Origin of the sequence: Amycolatopsis acididurans (assembly GCF_012328925.1) — a bacterium.
Classification (GTDB): domain Bacteria; phylum Actinomycetota; class Actinomycetes; order Mycobacteriales; family Pseudonocardiaceae; genus Amycolatopsis_E; species Amycolatopsis_E acididurans.
The window spans coordinates 88,043-105,653 of record NZ_JAAXLS010000015.1 but is presented as its reverse complement, the minus strand read 5'-3'; the positions used below and the strand labels follow the sequence as shown (position 1 = coordinate 105,653).

Sequence of the window (17,611 nt, the reverse complement as noted above, 5' to 3'; positions counted from 1 at the left end):
TGCCTGCTTTGGGAATCCGACCTGTTTTATCATGTCGTGGATGGCAGCTGCGCGCCACCACAGACGTGGAGCACTTCGCCGGTGATGAAACTTGCACGCGGTGAGGCGAGGAAAGCCACTGCCTCGGCGACGTCCTCGGGTGTCGCCAACCGGGGCAGCAGCGTACGCGCGCGGCCCCGGGCGAGATGACGCTCCAGCTCCTGTTCGGTCTTCCCGTCGCACACCATGGGCGTCACCACCGTGCTGGGGGCGACCGCGTTCACGGTGACCCCCATGGGCGCGAGTTCGACCGCGAGCGCCCGGGTCAGCCCGACGATCCCCGCCTTCGACGAGGCGTAGGCGAGCGGGCCGCCCGCAAGCCAGGTACGCGACGAGATGTTGACGATCTGAGCGCCCTCGCCCGACTCCCGCCACAGCCCCGCCGCGGCCTGGCACAGCGACGCGGCGCCCCAGACGTTGACCGCCATGACCTCGCGCCAGTCCCGCGCCCCGATCGCGCCGAACCGGCCGCGCTGGGCCCGCCCCGCGTTGTTCACCAGCTGGTCGAGGCGACCGTAGGTCTCGCCGATTCTCTCGATGAGAGCACGGTTTTCCTCATCCGAGGAGACGTCACAGCACCATCCGGCGACTCGCGCACCGGTTCGCTGAACGATGGCTTCCGCCTCGCGGGTGACGGCGTCGCGATCGAGATCGGCCAGCACGACGGAACTTCCTTCCCGTGCCAGGCTTTCCGCGATCGCCACGCCGAGCCCGCCGGCTCCGCCGGTCACCAGCGCGACGCGAGCGTCCGTCATCCGCTGACCTCGGCGGCGGCGGATGCCGTGTCCGGCTTGGGAATCCGGATCAGCGAGACCGCGATCACGCTGACCAGCGACGCGGCGGCGACGTAGACCGACACCGCCGCGGTGGTGTGGGTTCCCTCGAGCAGCGCGACCATGATGAACGGCGCGAGCCCGCCACCGATGACGTTGGCGAACTGATAGCCCATCGACGCGCCGGAGTAGCGCGTGCCGGACGGGAACATCTCGTTGAACATCGTGATGCCCGGGCCGAACATGGCCCCGACGCCGATCTGCCCGACCGAGGCGCCGAGCAGGATCAAGGGGAAGCTCCGGGTTTCCACCAGCGGGAACAGGGCGAAGACCCAGGCGCCGGACAAAACGACACCGCCCGCGAAGATCGCCCGTCGCCCTATGATGTCCGACAGCCAGGCGAACAGGAGTGTGCTCAGCGCCCATGCGATCATGGACAGCATCACCGCGGTGAGCATCGTGCCCTTGCCGATGTGCAGATCCCGGGTGGCGTAATCGAGCATCCCGGTGACGATCACATAGAAGCTGATCGTGGCGGACACGTAGGTGAACGCCACCAGCAGCATCTGCTTCGGATGGCGCAGCACGGTCACAACGGACGAGCGCTTCTTCCCGCCCTGCTCCGCCGCGGCCGCCTCGACCTGCCGGAACTCCGGGGTCTCCTCGATGTAGCGATGGATGTAGTAGGCGACCGGGAACATCACGACGGTCAGCAGGAACGGCACCCGCCATCCCCACGACGAGAACTGCTGGGCCGTCGTGACGTTCGTCATCAGCAGGAACACCAGTGTGCCGCTGATCATCCCGACGAACACCCCCATTTGCGGGATGGCGCCGAACAGTCCGCGCCGGCCCGCCGGCGCGTGTTCCAGTGACAGCAGCGTGGAGCCGCCCCACTGCCCGCCGACCGCGATGCCCTGGCAGATTCGCAGGAGCACCAGGAGGATCGGGGCCGCCACGCCGATGGTGGAGAACGTCGGCAGCAGGCCGATCAGCGTCGACGACACGGCCATCAGGATCAGCGCGGCCAGCAGTGCTGGCTTGCGGCCGATCTTGTCCCCGAAGTGGCCGAAGATCGCCGCGCCCGCCGGGCGGCCCGCGAAGCCCACGGCGAAGGTCGCGAACGACGCGAGCACCCCGGCGACCGGATTGACCGAGGGGAAGAAATGACTGTTGAGGATCAGGGAAGCGGCGGTGCCGTAGATCAGGAAGTCGTAGAACTCGATTGACTGGGCCGCCACCGACGCCATCAGGACCCTGCGCCGGTGGGGCGCGGCCGTCGTCGCGGCGGCGGGTGAGATACGTCCTTGTATGCTCATCTGTGCCTCATTCAGGGGTGGGACGGCCACCTCGCGCCGCAGCGGGAAATGGTCGTTTGTGAAGGCCGGGATTGCCGCTGACCAACGGTTCCCTGCCGGGGAGGACCTGCGCGAGCCCGTGCGAGCTGTGGCGCCTGGGTTGTGGGCCGCGCGGAGAAGAACCACGCCGCACGGCCTTCACACGGGCCGGTCCGTGAAATCGCCTCTCGTGCGCCTGCTCCGGCCGGCCCGGATGGGGTGCGCACCAATATATAATGCGTGAACCTTGTAAGGAAGCCCGGTTCCACCCTTTTTCCGCGATCACCGATCATATATAATGTTCGCTTGAGTGTGTGTTCGTCCGCGCTACCCCGCAACCAACCGGAGGAATCTCGTATGCCCAGCTCCTCCCCCATTCCCGTCGGCGTCCGCCTGCCACTGGCGGGGCCGGAGTTCGCGCCCGCCGCTCTGCTGGAGCTGAGCAGGCGGGCGCTGGAACTCGGCTACGACGGACTGTGGGTCGGCGATCACGTGCTGTTGCCCGAGGCCAGTTCTTCGCCCTATCCGCATACCGGCGACGGCATCCGGCCGTTCCGCGCGGACACGCCCTGGCTCGACCCGCTGCTCCAGCTGACCTGGCTGGCCGGGCAGTTGCCGACCGCACGGTTCGGGACCAGCGTCCTCATCCTGACACTGCGCAATCCCGCCCTGATCGCCAAGCAGCTCGCCACGATGTCCTGGCTGACCGGGCGCCCGGTATCACTCGGCGTCGGCAGCGGCTGGCTGCGCGAGGAGTACGACGCACTGGGTGTCCCCTTCGAACACCGCGCCACCAGGGCGAAAAAGGCCATCGCCGAGATCAGGGAACTGCTCACCGGCGGCAGGCGCGACTACGTGGTGCGCGGGCAGGACGACGAACCACGCACGACGAGCTTCGTCATGGCGCCCACCGCGCCGGCGCCGGTCGAGTTCCTCTGGGGCGGCTTCAGCCCGGCCGCGCTGCGCCTGATCGCCTCGTCCTGCGATGGCTGGCTTCCCGCCAAGCAGAGTCCCGACGAGCTGGCGGGGCATGTGCGGCGGCTCAAGAGCGCCTGCGACGACGCGCACCGCGACTTCGGCGAACTGAAGCTCGTCGTCAAACCCGGGCCCGGCCCTGACCCGGATGCGGGCGGGATCGACAAGGACTCCCTCGCGGCCTACGCGGAGCTGGGGTTCCGCGAGGCGATCCTCGAAATGCCCTACGACACCGGCGGGCTCGCCGGTGCGGTGGCCACGCTCGAACGCGTCGCGGCGCGCAGCTGGCCGTGAAGACCCACGAAGGAAGGACGGAAACGGTGCTCGAGGAATTGTTCGGTGTGGCGGGCAAGGTGGTGCTGGTGACCGGCGGAAGCCGCGGGATCGGCCTCGCCATCGCCGAAGGGTTCGTGCGCTGCGGTGCGCGCGTGTACCTCTGCTCACGCGATGCCGAGGCCTGCGCGCTCGCCGAGAAGGAACTCTCCCAATACGGCGAGGCACACGCCATTCCCGCCGATCTCGGTACATCCGAGGGCCGCCGGTCGCTCGCCGACGCGATCACCGCCCGCGAGGACCGGCTCGACGTCCTGATCAACAACGCGGGCGCGATCTGGGCGGAAACCCTCGCTGACTACCCGGAATCGGGCTGGGACAAGGTCTTCGACCTCAACGTCAAGGGCTCGTTCTTCCTCGTGCAGGCGCTCGTGCCGCTGCTGCGCAAGGCGGCGACCGCGCACGACCCGGCGCGGATCATCAACATCGGCTCCATCGACGGTTTCCACGTGCCGCATCACGAGACCTACGCCTACTCCTCGTCCAAGGCCGCCGTCCACCAGCTCAGCCGCCACCTCGCCGCGCAGCTCGCGCCGGAGAAGATCACCGTCAACGTGATCGCCCCGGGGATGTTCCAGAGCAAGATGCTCAAGGGCACGGTCGAGCGGCGGGGCGAGGAGGCCGTGCTGGCGCCCGTTCCGCTCAAGCGGTTCGTCGAGCCCGCGGACATGGCGGGGGCGGCGATCTACCTCGCCTCGCACGCCGGCTCGTACGTCACCGGCGCGATTCTGCCCGTGGACGGCGGCACCGCCACCACGTTGTAGTCCCGTCCGCACGCTGAAAGCGAGGAAACACCCGTGTCCGCTTCCCTGGCCGAACTCGAAGCCCAGGTGACCGAGCTCCGCGATCGCGAAGCCATCCGGGAGTGCCTGACCCGCTACTCCCGCGGTATCGACCGGTTCGACCGCGAACTGCTGCTCTCGGCCTACCACCCCAACGCGATCGACGACCACGGCAAGTTCATCGGCACCCCGGCCGAGTTCGCCGACTGGGCGTTCAAGCAGCACACCGAGGCGCACCTGAGCCACCAGCACTGCCTGTTCCAGCACCGCTGCGAGCTCGACGGCGCCGTCGCGCACACCGAGACCTACTTCATGTTCGCCGGGATGAACCGGCAGGGCCCGCCGCTGGTGCTCAACGGCGGGCGCTACCTCGACCGGTTCGAGAAGCGCGACGGCGTGTGGGCGATCGCCTACCGCACCTGCGTCCGCGACTGGGGGCTGATGGACGAACGGCCCGACATGGCCCAGCAGGCGTCGTTCACCTCGACCAGGGCGCTGCTGCCGGAGCACATCCGGGACTTCATGAACACCGCCCCCGGCCCGCGGCGCGACGCCGGGGACCTGTCCTACCAGCGGCCGCTGCGGGCCGACCAGGACCGGCTCACGGCCTGGAACGCGCTGTGACACGACCGAAGCCCACCGGCTCGTCGAGCGCGGTGGGCTTCGGGGGTCGGGTCGTGCTCTCGTTCGGCAGCTAACCCGCCACGAGATGCTGCCCTCCGTCCACGACGAGCGCGGTCCCGGTGATGAACGAAGCCTCTTCGGAGGCAAGGAAAAGCGCCGCGTTGGCCACGTCCCACGCGCTGCCCCCGCGGCGCCGCAGCGGCACCCGCGCGTTGCGCTGCGCCACGATGTCGTCGCGGGTGGCGCCACCCTGGCCCACCTTGACCTCCACCGCCATCGGCGTCTCCATCAGGCCGGGCAGGATCGTGTTCGCGCGGATGCCGTACTCGGCATTGCGGATCGCCAGATGCTCGGTCAGCGACACGACCCCGGCCTTCGACGTGCGGTAGCCGACGGTCGGGTAGTCGGTGAGCACGGCGTTGGAGGCGATGTTCGTGATCACCCCCGCGCCCTGGTCGCGCATCACGGGCAGCACGTGTTTGCAGGCCAGCACCATGCCCTCGAGGTTGATCGCCATGATCCTCGCGAACGCGCCGGCCTCGATTTCGGTGACCGGCGCGTCCCCGGCGGCCCGCGCCACGCCGACGTTGTTGTGCAGCACGTCGACGCGGCCCCACTGTCCGACGCAGGCGCGGACCATCGCGACCAGGTCGTCTTCGCTCGTGACGTCGGCTCGCACGGCGATCGCGTCGCCACCGGCGGCGGTGATCTCCTTGACGGTGTCCTCCGCCGCGGCGAGGTCACGGTCCGCGGCGACGACCTTCGCGCCCTCACGGGCGTAGAGGACCGCCGCCGCACGGCCGTTGCCCACGGTCGCCCCGGGCAGCTGACCCGCGCCGACCACGATCGCCGCCTTCCCCGCCAGCCGCTGCCCCACGCTGGTCACGCCTTACCCGTGCGGAGGCTGTGCTCCACGAGCCGGCCCAGCGCCCGCACCGCACGGCGCGGGTCGGTGAAGGCGGGAATACCGGAGGTCAGCAGCTCTTCGCGCGGCCGGCCGCTGCCCCCGGTCCACGCGACGAAGAAGGGCCGGTCCGTTTCCGGATACGCGGCCTTCAGTGTCGTCACGATCTCCTCCGCTCCCCTGTCGGCGTTGCCGAGCACGACAAGCACCGCGTCGGTCTCGTCGTTGTCGCGGACCACCCGCAGTGTCTTCGCGAGGATGCCGATGTCGTTGATCATCGAGCCGGTCACGTCGATCGGGTTGGCCGTGGAACCGAAGTAGGGCAGCAGTTCCGCCACCCGCTCGCGGTCGGCGGGTTGCCACGGCTCGACCACGAGTCCGGCGTCGACGGCCGCGTCGGTGGCCAGCGCGCCAGCGCCGCCGCTGAGGGTCACGATCGTCAGCCTGCGCCCTGCGGCACGGCGGCCCGTGGTGAAGGCCAGCGCGGTGTCGGCCATCTCCTCCATGCTCTCCACCCGCACGGCGCCGTGCTCGGCGACGGCACGCGAGAACGCCTCGTCATCCCCCGCGGCACTCGCGGTGTGCGCCCCGATCGCTCTGGCACCGGAAGGAGTGCGGCCGGATTTCAGCAGTACCAACGGTTTGCGGTGTTCTTCCGCGGCGCCGAGCAGCTTCTCCAGCGCCCCCGGATCGTCCCCGTCCTCGAAATGCCCGAGCAGGACGTCCACATCGGACAGTGCGGCCAGCTCGGTGAGCAGTTCGATCACCGTGACGTCGGGCTGGTTCCCGGTGTTGGCGAAGTAGCGCACCCCGAGCCCGAGCGCGGTCATCGCGCTGTAGGTGAACGTGCCGACCGCGCCGCTCTGGGAGACCAGCGCGACCGGCGACTCGGGGCGTTCACCCTCGGTGTCGAACGCGGTGGAGAAGGTGGCGAACGCGCCGTGCGCCGCGGAGAAGGTGCCGAGGCAGTTCGGCCCGATCAGCCGCATCCCGCCGCGCCGAGCCAGCTCCAGCAGACGCTGCTGCGCGGGCTGTCCCGCCTCGCCGATCTCGGAAAACCCCGAGGCGAAGATGATCGCGGCCCCGACCCCGGCGTCGGCGCAGCGCCGGACAGCCGTTTCCACCGACTCAGCCGGTACCACGATGATGGCCAGGTCGACCGGACCGGGCACCTCGGCGAGATCACGGTAGGTGGGCACCCCCTGTACCTCGTGGTGGCGGGGGTTGATCGCGTAGATCCGCCCGCGATAACCGTATTTCTTCAGGTAATCCAGCGGACGGCCGGAGAGCTTGTCCGGATCCGAGGACGCGCCGTACACCAGCACGCTTTCCGGCCGGAACAGCAGATCGGCGACGGGACGGCTCATGAATGCACTTCACCCTTGAACACCGGCGCGCGCCGTTCCCGGTGCGAGGCGACCCCCTCGACCACGTCCGGCCCGCCGAACCCGAGGAACTCCAGCCCGAGCGACGCGTCGAACAGCGGCCCCGCCTGCCGGTACCACTGGTTGAGCGAGTACTTCGTCCAGCGGATCGCCTCCTGTGCCCCGCTCGACAGCTTCCCCGCGATCTCGCGGGCGGTGCCGAGCAGGTCGTCCTCGTCCACCGTCAGCGACACGAGGCCTGCCCGTTCGGCCTCCTCACCGCTGATCTTGTCGCACGTCAGCAGCAGGTACTTGGCCTTGGCCATCCCGCACAGCAACGGCCACACCATCGACGCGTGATCGCCAGCGGCGACACCGAGCCGGGTGTGCCCGTCGATGATCCGCGCGGTACGGGCGGCGATGGAGATGTCGGCCATGAGCGCGACCACCAGCCCGGCACCCACCGCGGGGCCGTGAATCGCGGAGATGATCGGCTTGTTGCAGTTGAGCACGTTGTAGAACAGGTCCCGCGACTCGCGCATGACCCGCATCCGTACCCCGTAGTCGGCGATCTGCGCCTCGATCAGATCGAAGCTGCCGCCCGCCGAGAAGGCCTTGCCCGCGCCGCGGACCACCACGGCACGAACGTCGGGGTCGGCGTCGATGACCGGCCAGATCCGCGCGATCTGGGTGTGCACCGTCTCGTCAACGGCATTGAGATTGGGGCCGTCGAACACCACCTCGAGCACCCCGGGCTGGTTGTTCTCGAACGTCAGGCCCGAAAACTCCTGGTATTTCTCAAGCATCCTCGCTCCTGCTTTCGGTCGGATCGGTAATCGGTTCGCACGATGGCGGCGGGCTAGATGCCGCGGCCACCGGTGACTTCCAGTACGGCACCGTTCACATAGGACGCGAGCGGGGAGGCGAGGAAGACCGTGGCGCCCGCCACTTCCCCGGGTTCGCCCGCGCGGCCCAACGGTACTTCCGCTTCCTTGGCGGCGAAAATCTCCGGTTTCATCGCCAGCGTCATCGCGGTGCGCACCAGGCCAGGCTGCACCGCGTTGACACGCACCCCGGAGGGCCCGAGTTCCTTGGCCGCGGCCTTCGTGAGCCCGACCAGCCCGGCCTTCGCCGCGCTGTAGTTCGTCTGGCCGGGGTTGCCGATCTTGCCCGACAGCGAGGACATGTTGATCACGCATCCGCCCTTCTGCGAGCGGAACAGCGGCGCGACCGCGCGCGTGCCCAGCCACGCTCCCTTCAGGCTGACGTCGAGCACGAGATCGAAGTCGGCCTCGCTGAGCTTGGTCAGGTAGCCGTCCCTGGTCACGCCCGCGTTGTTGACCAGGATGTCCAGCCTGCCGAACCGGTCGACGCACGCCTGCACCAGCTCGGTCTGGTCCACTTCGGACATCACGTCGCACTGGCGTCCTTCGGCTTCGCCATCGAGCGAGCCGGCCGCGGCTTTCGCCTTGTCGCCGTCCACGTCCGCGATGAGCACGCGTGCGCCCTGCGCGCTGAACGCCTCCGCGATCGCCAGCCCGATGCCCTGCCCGCCACCGGTCACGATGGCGACCTGGTCCCGCAACAGTCCCACGAATTCCTCCTGTTTCACCATCAGTACGATTTCGGCAGGCCCAGTACCTTGGTGGAGACGTAGTTCAGCACCATCTCCTGGGACACCGGCGCGATCTTGAGCAGCCGCGATTCCCGCCAGAACCGCTCGATGTGGTACTCCTTGGCGTAGGCGTACCCGCCGTGCGTCTGCATCGCGCGGTCGCACGCCTCGAAACCTGCTTCACTGCCAAGGAACTTCGCCGCGTTTGCCTCCGGGCCGCACGGTTTGCGCGCGTCGAACAGTCCCGCCGCCTTCATGCCCATCAGCTCGGCGCCCTCCAGCCGGATCCACGAATCGGCCAGCGGATGCGCGACCGCCTGGTTCTTGCCGATCGGGCGGCCGAACACCACACGTTCGCTGGCGTACTTCACCGCCAGCTCCAGCGCGGCCCTGCCGAGGCCAAGCTGTTCCATGCCGACCACGATGCGTTCCGGGTTGAGCCCGTCGAGCAGATAGTAGAACCCGCGGCCGACATCACCGACCACCTCGTCGTCGCGCACCTCGAGGTTGTCGATGAACAGCTCGTTGGAGTCCACCGCCGAGCGGCCGGCCTTCTCGATCTCGCGCACCGTGATCCGCTCGCGGTCCAGATCGGTGAAGAACAGCGTCATGCCGTCCAGCGGCTTGTCGTCACGGCGCGGTGAGGTGCGGGCCAGCAGCAGGATCCGTTTCGCGTTCTGCGCGTTGGTGATCCACACTTTCTGCCCGTTGACCACCCAGCCGCCGTCGGTCTTCTTCGCGCGAGTGGTGATCCTGGACGTGTCCACACCCGCGCCCGGCTCGGTCACCCCGAAGGCGAGCAGCAGCTCGCCTTCGGCGATCTTGGGCAGGTACGCACGCTTCATCTCCTCCGAACCGTGCCGCAGCACCGGCCCCGGCGGGAAGATGTAGAAGTGGATGGCCGAAGCACCGGACGCGCCCGCGCCGGACGCGGCAACCTCGGAGAGCATGATCGCTGCCTCGGTCAGGCCGAGGCCGAGTCCGCCGTACTTCTTCGGGATCATCGAGCCGAGCCAGCCCGCGTCCGCGAAGGCCCGCACGAACTCCCATGGGTATTCGGCTTTCCGGTCCTTCTCGCGCCAATAGTCCAGGTCGAACTTCCGGGCCAGTTCCCGCGCGCTGCGGCGAACCAGATCCAGATCGCGGTCCACCGCGGTCACTCCCGCACCCCGGTGTGGTCCGCGGCGGGGATGGCCTCCAGCGGGGTGGCCGGGTCGAGCGAGGACATATCGCCCACCGGCTCGCCGAGATGACGCGCTCGGATGGCGCGGCGCATGATCTTCCCGTTCTTCGTCTTGGGCAGAGTGGTCACGAGGTGCAGTGACGGGGCGAAAGCCTTGCCCACATTGGCCAGCGCGGTCTCCACGAGGTCGTCGCCGCCCGTGTTCCCCTCGCGCGGGACCACGAAGGCCACCACGCGCTGACCGCGCTGGGCGTCGGGCACGCCGATCACCGCGGCCTCGGCGATGCGGCGGTCCTTGAGCAGCGCGGCCTCGATCTCGGCGGGGCCGACCCGCCGTCCGGACACCTTGATCGTGTCGTCGGAGCGGCCGTGGATCCGCCAGGTGCCGGACGCGTCGACGGCGGTGAGGTCGCCGTGCAGCCAGACTCCGTCCCATTTGCTCCAGTACGTTTCGACGTAGCGCTCGCGGTCCTGCCAGAACGCGTGCGTCATGCCCGGCCAGGTGTTGTGCACGGTCAGCTCGCCGACCTGCCCGGTCACCGGCTTGCCGTCGGCGTCGAGCACGGCGACGTCCATCCCGGGCAGCGGCCCGTTGAACGAGGCCGGTTCCATCGGCAGGAACGGATAGGCCACGAGGATGCCGCCGCCGGTCTCGGTGCCGCCGCTGTAGTTCACGATCGGCCGCTTCGCCTGCCCGACCTGGTCGAACAGCCAGTGCCACGTCGGTTCGTCCCACGCCTCTCCCGTGGAGGCGAAGGCGCGCAGCCGGCTCAGGTCACCGAAATCCCGCTGCCCACGGGCCATCAGCGCCCGCGCGGCGGTGGGCGCGATGCCCTGGAAGGTCACGCCGTCGCGTTCGGCGAGCTCCCACAGCCGGCCCGGACTGGGATAGTCGGGCACGCCCTCGGTGAGCACGATCGTCGCGCCGAGCTGAAGCCCGCCCAGGATCAGCAACGGTCCCAGCATCCAGCCCAGATCGGCGATCCACGCGATGACGTCGTCGGCGTGGATGTCGAAACCGTAGGCGAAATCGGTCGCGGCCTTCACCGTGAAACCGGCGTGCGAGTGCAGGATGCCCTTCGGCTTACCGGTGGTGCCGGAGGTGTAGATGATGGTCAGCGGATCGTTCGATTCGGTGTCCGCGGTCCGGATTTCCGGCGGGTCCGCGGGCAGCTCGTCCCAGTAGACGTCGCGGCCGGCGGTCATCGGCACGTCGTCCGCGAGGTGCCGGACCACGACCACGTGCCGGACCCCGGGCGATTCCGCCACGGCCCGATCCGCGGTGTCCTTCAATGCGACCCGCTTGCCGCGGCGCGTGGTGCCGTCGGCCGTCACCAGTGCCACCGCCCCGGAGTCGTTGAGGCGCGCGGCCAGCGCGTCCGGGCCGTAGCCGGTGAAGGCCGGTACCGAGATGGCGCCGAGCATCGCGCAGCCGAGGAACGCCACGACGGCCTCGGGAACGACGGGCAGGAACAGCACCACCCGGTCGCCACGCCCGACACCGAGCTGGGCGAGGTTCGCGGCGAACCGGCGCACCCGCTCGCTCAGCTCCCCGTAGGTCAGCGCACGCCGTTGGCCGCCATCACCCTCATAGACCACGGCTTCCTTCGTCGCCAGTTCACTCTCCGCATGGCGATGCGCGCACAGGGTCGCCGCGTTGATCCGGCCGCCGGGAAACCACCGCGGGAACAGCCTTCCCGCGCTCTCGTCGACGACGCGCTCGAACGGCGTGGTGAACGTGATGTCCAGATCCTCCACCACGGCGCGCCAGAACCACTCCGGATCGGCCACGGAGGCCTCGTGCAGTTCCGCCGGCGTGCCGAACCCCCAGCTCTTCATCGCTCGCAGAAAACGGCTGCGCGCACGCACGCTCTCATCCGGCACCCACGCCGGTTCGGCCGCTGCCGCGGACGGCCCCGGTCCCTTCATCATCGGCTCCTCGTCACTTCGCCGCGCCGTCGCCGGCGAGTTGGCGGCTGTAGTCGAGCACCTCGCGCGCGGTCTTGATGTGCGCGTAGTCGATGTGCATGTCCTCGTAGCGCACCGCGGCGGCGCCCTCGGCCTCCGCCTTCTCGAAGGCGGAGATCATGCCCGTGTAGAACTCGATTTCGAACTTCGACGGGCTGAACACCTCGTTGGCCACGGCGACGTGCGAGGGATGGATCAGCACCTGGCCGCGGAAACCGAGTTCGCGGTTCTGCTCGGAGAACTTGCGCGCCCCGTCGGCGTCGGTCAGGTCCTGCCACACCCCGACGATCGGGAACTCCAGCCCTGCCGCCCGCGCCGCGAGCACCGCCTTGCTGCGCAGGTACATCGTTTCCGCGCCCGCCGGGGTGAACTGGAACCCGATCGACCGCGAGACATCCGCGTCCCTTGCCGTACCGGCGAACAGCGTCGCCACCCTGGGCGAGGCCGTGGCGATCCGGTCGCAGGTCGCGTACGCCCCGGCGGTCTCCAGCGAGCAGATGAACTCGAACGTCCCGGGTGCCACGCCGTTGCGCCGTTCGAAGTGCGTCACCAGCGCATCGAAGCCGACGATGTCGTCGGGGCCGTAGGTCTTGGGCAGCACGAAACCGTCGAGGCCCTGGATGGCCACCGCCTCGATATCGTCCCCGGACATACCGGTGTCCAGCGAGTTCAGCCGCACGTACAGCGCGACCTTCGAACCGGACTCCCGCAGCCGGGTGATCGTCGCGGCGACCTCGGCGCGGCCCTTGGCCTTGAGATCGAGCGGGACCGAATCCTCCAGATCGAGGATCAGCCCGTCCGCACCGGCGGCCACCCCCTTCTCGGCCCAGTGACCCCGGTGGCCCGGCACGAACAACAATGAACGCAGTGGCCTCACGATACCTCCTCGTCGCGGCAGCTGGCGGTGAGAGTACACAATATATGATGTTAAGACAAGGGTGCCCGGCGCGAAGGCAGACCCTAGCTGCACCTTTGTCCTCTCAGTTAAATATATGATGCTTGCCGAAGGGTTCCCATCGGCAAAATGACGTGATAGGAACGAAAGCACGTGCACAACGATGGTGCGCCGGAGGAGAAGGTGAGCAGATGCGGCGAAAGCCACTTCAGAACATCCGTGTCCTCGAGTTCGGAGGCTATATCTCCGCGCCATACGCGAGCTCGCTGCTCGCCGCGCTCGGAGCGGATGTCGTGAAAGTCGAGCGGCCGGGCATCGGAGAGGACTTCCGCCGCGCGAAGAACGATCAGAGCCCGTATTTCCGCCAGTACAACGCGGGAAAGCGCAGCTTCGCCGTCGATCTCAAGGACCCGCGCGGCGTCGAACTGGTCAAGGCGGTGCTGCCGCGCTTCGACGTGCTGCTGGAAAACCTGCGCCCCGGCAAGCTGGCCGCGCTGGGCCTCGGCCCGCAGGTCTGCCGGGAGCTGCGCCCGGATCTGGTGTACACCTCGGTCACCGGGTTCGGTGATGGCGGGCCGCTGCGCGCCCGCGCGGCCTACGATTCCATCGGCCAGGCCGTCGGCGGCATCTATTCGATCATGAGCAACGCCGGCGCCGCGCAGATCTCGGGCACCTGCCTGGCCGACCTGGTCACCGGCCTGTCCACGGCGACCGGCATTCTCGCCGCGCTGGTCGGGCGCGGCAGCTCGGGGCTCGGTGAACACGTGGAGACCTCGATGATGGAGGCGGTCAGCACCGTCACCATCGACGCCATCACCCAGTTCTTCGACGACGGGCACACCGATCCCAGCAGGCAGAGCCGTCATCCCCAGGCACAGAACTTCTGCCTCAAGACCGCCTCCGGCCAGGACATCACGCTGCATCTGTCCTCCTCCCAGAAATTCTGGCTCGCACTGCTGGACGCGATGGACCGCCGCGACCTCGCCGACGATCCTCGGTTCACCACCTACACACAGCGATGGGACAACTACTTCGAGCTCGTCGACATCGTGCAGGCCGAGTTCATGACGAAACCGGCTGACGAATGGGAAAAACTGCTCAGTGAGGCGGATGTCCCGTTCGCGCCGGTGCTGGGGATGGGCGGTTATCTGTCGCATCCGCAGACCGAGTGGCTGAAGCTGACCGAGCCGGAGACCGACGATCTGGCGCTCGTGCGCCCGCCGTGGCGGTTCTCCGGCACCCGCCCGGACCGTGGCCGCACGACACCCCGCGTCGGCCAGCACACCAGGGAAATCGCGGCCGAGGTATACGACGAGTCCCGTGTGGACGAACTCGTCGCCGCCGGGGTCCTGTTCACCGAAGACCGCTTCGAAAAGCCCGCCGCGGAAAGGAAAGCCAGTGCCTGACACGCTCGCCGAGCAGCTCGCCCGGTTCACCGCCACCACCGAGACCGGGAGCCTTCCCGGCACGGTGGTGGAAGAAAGCAAACGACTCGTCCTGGACTCGATCGGCTGCGCGCTGGCCGGGACCGGGGAACCACGGGGACGCATCGGCGTCGACTACGGCCGGATGATCGGCGGGACGGACGGCGAGGCCACGATCCTCGGTACCGGCTCCCGCAGCTCGGTCTTCGGCGCCGCTTTCGCCAACGGCGAGCTGATGAACGCGCTCGACTTCGACGCCGTGCTGCCACCCGGTCACGTCTCGCCCTACGTCCTGCCCGGCGCGCTCGCCTTCGGCGAAAGCCGCGGGATCTCCGGCAGCGACCTCATCGCGGCCGTCGCGCTCTCCCACGAGATGAGCTACCGCTTCGGCAAGGCCATGGACTACCTGCGCGACACCAAGAACGGCGAGGTCGCGCTCTCCCCGATTCTGGGGTTCAGCAGTACCGTGTTCGGCGCGACCGCGGCCATCGGCAAGGTCAAGGGTTACGACGCCGGGATGCTCGCGAACGCACTCGCGATCGCGGCCAACATCTCCCCCGTCAACTCCCACCGCTCCTGGCTGGCCCACTCCCCCAGCTCCACCATCAAGTACCTCAACGCGGGCGTGCTGGTCCAGTCGGCGCTGACCGCGGCGCACTTCGCCGAATTGGGGCACCGCGGCGACCTGCAGGTGCTCGACGACGCCGACTACGGCTACCGGCGGTTCATCGGCACCGGCCGCTGGGTGCCGGAACAGATCACCGACGGGCTGGGCACCGAATGGCGCTTCCCCGCCGAATCCACGTTGAAGCCCTATCCGCACTGCCGGATCCTGCACGCGCCGCTGGACGCGCTCACCGAGATCGTCGAGACCAACGACATCAAACCGGACGAAATCGACGCGATCCGGGCCTGGGGCGAGGCCTGGGTGCTGCATCCGGTCTGGCTGAACCGCGAGATCTCCCACGTCCATGACGCGCAGTTCTCCATCGCCCACGGCCTCGCCGTCGGCGCGCACCGGGTCACCCCCGGCAAGGCGTGGCAGGATCCGGACCTCGTGTTCGGCAGCTCGGTGCGGGAACTGATGGACAAGACGACCTTCAAGCCACACCCGGACTGGGGCACCGAGATCGAGAAACACCCGTCCAGCCGCCCGACCCGTATCGAGGTCGACGCACGCGGCACGACCTTCAGCGCCGAACGCCGGTTCCCGAAGGGCAGCCCGTCCCCGGACCCCTCGACGCTGCTCACCACCGACGAGCTCGTAGCGAAATTCCGGGTCAACGCCGAGGATGTCATCCCCGAGTCCGAAGTCGAGGGTGTGCTCGATTCCTTGCTCGACCTGGAGAAGGTCGGCGACATCCGCCAGCTCCTGCGTGCCCTGGGCGGCCGGGAACACCCATGATCGACCTCGGTGAGACCACCATGACCAGGGACGAGATCGACGCGTATCTGCGCGCCCCCGGGCGGTTCGCGGCGGTTTCGTCCCTGCGCAAGGACGGCTCCCCGTTCACCATCCCGATGGGCTATTACTACGACGGCGGCCACTTGTATTTCTCCACCACTCCCACCCGGGGGCTCACAGCGCGGCTGCGGCGTGACCCCCGGGTGTCGGTGGCCGTCTTCGACCATGAGCCCATCCACGGCTATGTCCTCGTGCATACCGTGGCGGAGGAGATCGAGGACCCCGGCGACGTGCTCAGCATGAAGATGCACCGCCGCTACCCCAAACCCGGTATCGAGGATCAGGCCGAGCACGACCGGATCTGGCTCTCCGCCGGGCGGGTCGTGTTCCGGGTGTCCACCTCGGACGCGTTCGGGATGGACCAGCGCAAGGCGAGCTCGTCGCCCTACGCGCTGGCCATGCCGGACCACAGGCCACCGACGGAGCCGCGGTGAACACCGGCCGGCCCGCGCAGTGGACGGGAGCTGGCTGCCTCGCCCCGGTCGAAAGCCACACCCACAGACGGCAATTGCCCGAGGAGGCCGCCTCCTACGCCCGCGAACTGATCATCTCGGGCGCGGTCCGGCCGGGCGAATTCCTGCGGCTGGAAGGCATCGCCCAGGCGGTCGGCATCAGCAACACCCCGGTCAGAGAAGGCCTGCTGACCTTGCGCAGCGAAGGATTCGTGCAGCTGGTCCCCCGCCGTGGCTTCGTCGTCGCACCCTTCACGCCGCAGGACGTGCGCGACCTGTTCTGGGCGCAGGCCCGCCTCGCCGGGGAGCTGGCGTCACGGGCGGCCCAGGTCATCACCGGCGAGCAGCTGGCAAGGCTCGATGCGAACCTGGAGGAGTACGAGCGGGCGAACGAGGCCGGCGACCGGGGCAAGCTGGCCATGCTGGGGCACCAGTTCCACCGTGAGGTCAACCTCGCCGCGGGTTCGCACCGCCTCACCCTTGTGCTGGGCTCGATCGTCAAACAGTTCCCGAACCGGTTCTACGCGGGGATCGAAGGCCAGGTCGCCGCCACCCGGGACGAGCACCCGCTGATACTCGACGCGCTGCGCCGGCGACAGCCTCGCCAGGCACGTGCGATCATGGAGGACCACATCGCCGAACGGGCCGAAAGCCTCACCGTGCTCCTCGCCGACCGCGGCCTCTGGTAACACGCACCCCGGCTACCGTGACCCCTATCCCGGAATCCGTATAATGGACGGAACATATCCCATATCACATTGAGTATAGGGAGAACGATGGTCGAGGTGAGCGCGGTCCGCGGGGCTGGGGCGAGGCGGCAGCAACTTCCCGAGGAAGTGGCCGCCTACGTCCGCGAGCTGATCATCTCCGGTGAGGTCCGGCCGGGCGAGTTCCTGCGGATGGAGCCGATCGCCGAAGCCGTCGGGGTCAGCAACACACCGGTCCGTGAGGGTCTGCTTTCCCTGCGCAGCGAAGGTTTCGTCGAGCTGGTCCCCCGCCGTGGCTTCGTCGTCGCGTCCTTCACCCGGCAGGACGTGCGCGACCTGTTCTGGGCGCAGGCGCAGCTCGCGGGTGAACTGGCCGCCCGCGCGGCCAAGGCCATCACACCGGACCAGCTCGCGGTACTCGAGGCCAACGTCGCGGATTACGAGAAGGCCTTCGCCGCCGGTGACCAGGAACAGGTCGCCGACCTCGGGCATCAGTTCCACCGGCAGATCAACCTCGCGGCGGACTCGCACCGGCTGGCGTTGCTGCTCGGCACGGTCGTCAGCCAACTGCCCAACCGGTTCTACGCCCAGATCGAAGGACACGTCGGCGGCACAAGGCAGGCGCACCCGCTGATCCTCGACGCGATCCGCAAGCGCGCGTCCCGTCAGGCCCGGTCGCTGATCTCCGAGCACCTCCGCGAGGGTGGCGATCAGCTCGTCGCGATGCTCGAGGAGCGCGGTATGTGGGCGGAGGCGCAGACCGCCTCCTGA

Annotated in this window: 17 protein-coding genes; 8 read left to right on the top strand and 9 right to left on the bottom strand. The window is 68.7% G+C overall.

Going from position 1 to position 17,611, the window contains the following annotated elements; all coding sequences use genetic code 11:
* Nucleotides 1-29: 29 nt before the first annotated feature.
* Both HFP15_RS21870 and HFP15_RS21865 read right to left on the bottom strand, forming a co-directional pair.
* A complete protein-coding gene (locus HFP15_RS21870) occupies nt 30-794 on the bottom strand; it encodes an SDR family NAD(P)-dependent oxidoreductase (protein WP_168518578.1) in 765 nt (254 codons plus the stop codon).
* The gene (locus HFP15_RS21865) at nt 791-2,131 is read right to left on the bottom strand and encodes an MFS transporter (protein ID WP_168518577.1); all 1,341 of its coding nucleotides are present in this window, start codon (nt 2,129-2,131) and stop codon (nt 791-793) included. The genes HFP15_RS21870 and HFP15_RS21865 overlap by 4 nt, the downstream gene beginning before the upstream one ends.
* A gap of 375 nt (nt 2,132-2,506) precedes the next feature.
* Here HFP15_RS21865 and HFP15_RS21860 point away from each other — a divergent pair, with 375 nt between their 5' ends.
* The 3 genes from HFP15_RS21860 to HFP15_RS21850 are packed head-to-tail and all read left to right on the top strand — an operon-like array spanning nt 2,507 to nt 4,863.
* Nucleotides 2,507-3,418, top strand: coding sequence for an LLM class flavin-dependent oxidoreductase (locus tag HFP15_RS21860; RefSeq protein ID WP_168518576.1), 912 nt, complete (start codon nt 2,507-2,509; stop codon nt 3,416-3,418).
* A 26-nt stretch (nt 3,419-3,444) separates the two neighbouring features.
* Nucleotides 3,445-4,221: an SDR family oxidoreductase gene (locus tag HFP15_RS21855; RefSeq protein ID WP_168518575.1), complete on the top strand. Its 777-nt coding sequence runs from the start codon at nt 3,445-3,447 to the stop codon at nt 4,219-4,221.
* A gap of 33 nt (nt 4,222-4,254) precedes the next feature.
* Complete coding sequence (locus HFP15_RS21850) at nt 4,255-4,863, top strand: nuclear transport factor 2 family protein (RefSeq protein ID WP_210717670.1); 609 nt, start codon at nt 4,255-4,257, stop codon at nt 4,861-4,863.
* 70 nt (nt 4,864-4,933) lie between these two features.
* Here the strand turns inward: HFP15_RS21850 and HFP15_RS21845 are convergent, their stop codons facing one another.
* Genes HFP15_RS21845 through HFP15_RS21815 form a run of 7 tightly spaced genes read right to left on the bottom strand, consistent with a single transcriptional unit; the run spans nt 4,934 to nt 12,774 of the window.
* The gene (locus HFP15_RS21845) at nt 4,934-5,749 is read right to left on the bottom strand and encodes an SDR family NAD(P)-dependent oxidoreductase (protein ID WP_312871683.1); all 816 of its coding nucleotides are present in this window, start codon (nt 5,747-5,749) and stop codon (nt 4,934-4,936) included.
* A complete protein-coding gene (locus HFP15_RS21840; RefSeq protein WP_168518574.1) occupies nt 5,746-7,134 on the bottom strand; it encodes an acetate--CoA ligase family protein in 1,389 nt (462 codons plus the stop codon). The genes HFP15_RS21845 and HFP15_RS21840 overlap by 4 nt, the downstream gene beginning before the upstream one ends.
* Nucleotides 7,131-7,937 (bottom strand): enoyl-CoA hydratase/isomerase family protein, encoded by an 807-nt coding sequence (locus tag HFP15_RS21835; protein WP_168518573.1) that lies wholly within the window; start codon nt 7,935-7,937, stop codon nt 7,131-7,133. The genes HFP15_RS21840 and HFP15_RS21835 overlap by 4 nt, the downstream gene beginning before the upstream one ends.
* A 53-nt stretch (nt 7,938-7,990) precedes the next feature.
* On the bottom strand, nt 7,991-8,746 hold the full coding sequence (fabG, locus tag HFP15_RS21830; RefSeq protein WP_168518570.1) for a 3-oxoacyl-ACP reductase FabG: 756 nt from the start codon (nt 8,744-8,746) through the stop codon (nt 7,991-7,993).
* On the bottom strand, nt 8,746-9,906 hold the full coding sequence (locus tag HFP15_RS21825) for an acyl-CoA dehydrogenase family protein (RefSeq protein ID WP_168518568.1): 1,161 nt from the start codon (nt 9,904-9,906) through the stop codon (nt 8,746-8,748). The genes fabG and HFP15_RS21825 overlap by 1 nt, the downstream gene beginning before the upstream one ends.
* A complete protein-coding gene (locus HFP15_RS21820; protein ID WP_168518566.1) occupies nt 9,903-11,858 on the bottom strand; it encodes an AMP-binding protein in 1,956 nt (651 codons plus the stop codon). The genes HFP15_RS21825 and HFP15_RS21820 overlap by 4 nt, the downstream gene beginning before the upstream one ends.
* A gap of 13 nt (nt 11,859-11,871) precedes the next feature.
* The gene (locus HFP15_RS21815) at nt 11,872-12,774 is read right to left on the bottom strand and encodes an HpcH/HpaI aldolase/citrate lyase family protein (RefSeq protein WP_168518564.1); all 903 of its coding nucleotides are present in this window, start codon (nt 12,772-12,774) and stop codon (nt 11,872-11,874) included.
* Nucleotides 12,775-12,983: 209 nt separating this feature from the next.
* On the opposite strand from HFP15_RS21815, the gene HFP15_RS21810 reads away from it, so the two are divergent.
* The 5 genes from HFP15_RS21810 (at nt 12,984) to HFP15_RS21790 (ending at nt 17,611) form a co-directional block, all read left to right on the top strand.
* Nucleotides 12,984-14,198 carry a CaiB/BaiF CoA transferase family protein gene (locus HFP15_RS21810; RefSeq protein WP_168518562.1) on the top strand — a complete coding sequence of 405 codons (1,215 nt, stop codon included), beginning with the start codon at nt 12,984-12,986 and terminating at the stop codon, nt 14,196-14,198.
* Entirely contained in the window at nt 14,191-15,621 is a 1,431-nt protein-coding gene (locus tag HFP15_RS43915; protein ID WP_168518560.1) for an MmgE/PrpD family protein, read from the top strand. The genes HFP15_RS21810 and HFP15_RS43915 overlap by 8 nt, the downstream gene beginning before the upstream one ends.
* Complete coding sequence (locus tag HFP15_RS21800; protein ID WP_168518558.1) at nt 15,618-16,115, top strand: pyridoxamine 5'-phosphate oxidase family protein; 498 nt, start codon at nt 15,618-15,620, stop codon at nt 16,113-16,115. Before HFP15_RS43915 ends, HFP15_RS21800 begins: the two co-directional genes overlap by 4 nt.
* Nucleotides 16,112-16,822, top strand: coding sequence for a GntR family transcriptional regulator (locus tag HFP15_RS21795; RefSeq protein WP_168518556.1), 711 nt, complete (start codon nt 16,112-16,114; stop codon nt 16,820-16,822). The genes HFP15_RS21800 and HFP15_RS21795 overlap by 4 nt, the downstream gene beginning before the upstream one ends.
* An 87-nt stretch (nt 16,823-16,909) precedes the next feature.
* Nucleotides 16,910-17,611, top strand: coding sequence for a GntR family transcriptional regulator (locus HFP15_RS21790; RefSeq protein ID WP_168518554.1), 702 nt, complete (start codon nt 16,910-16,912; stop codon nt 17,609-17,611).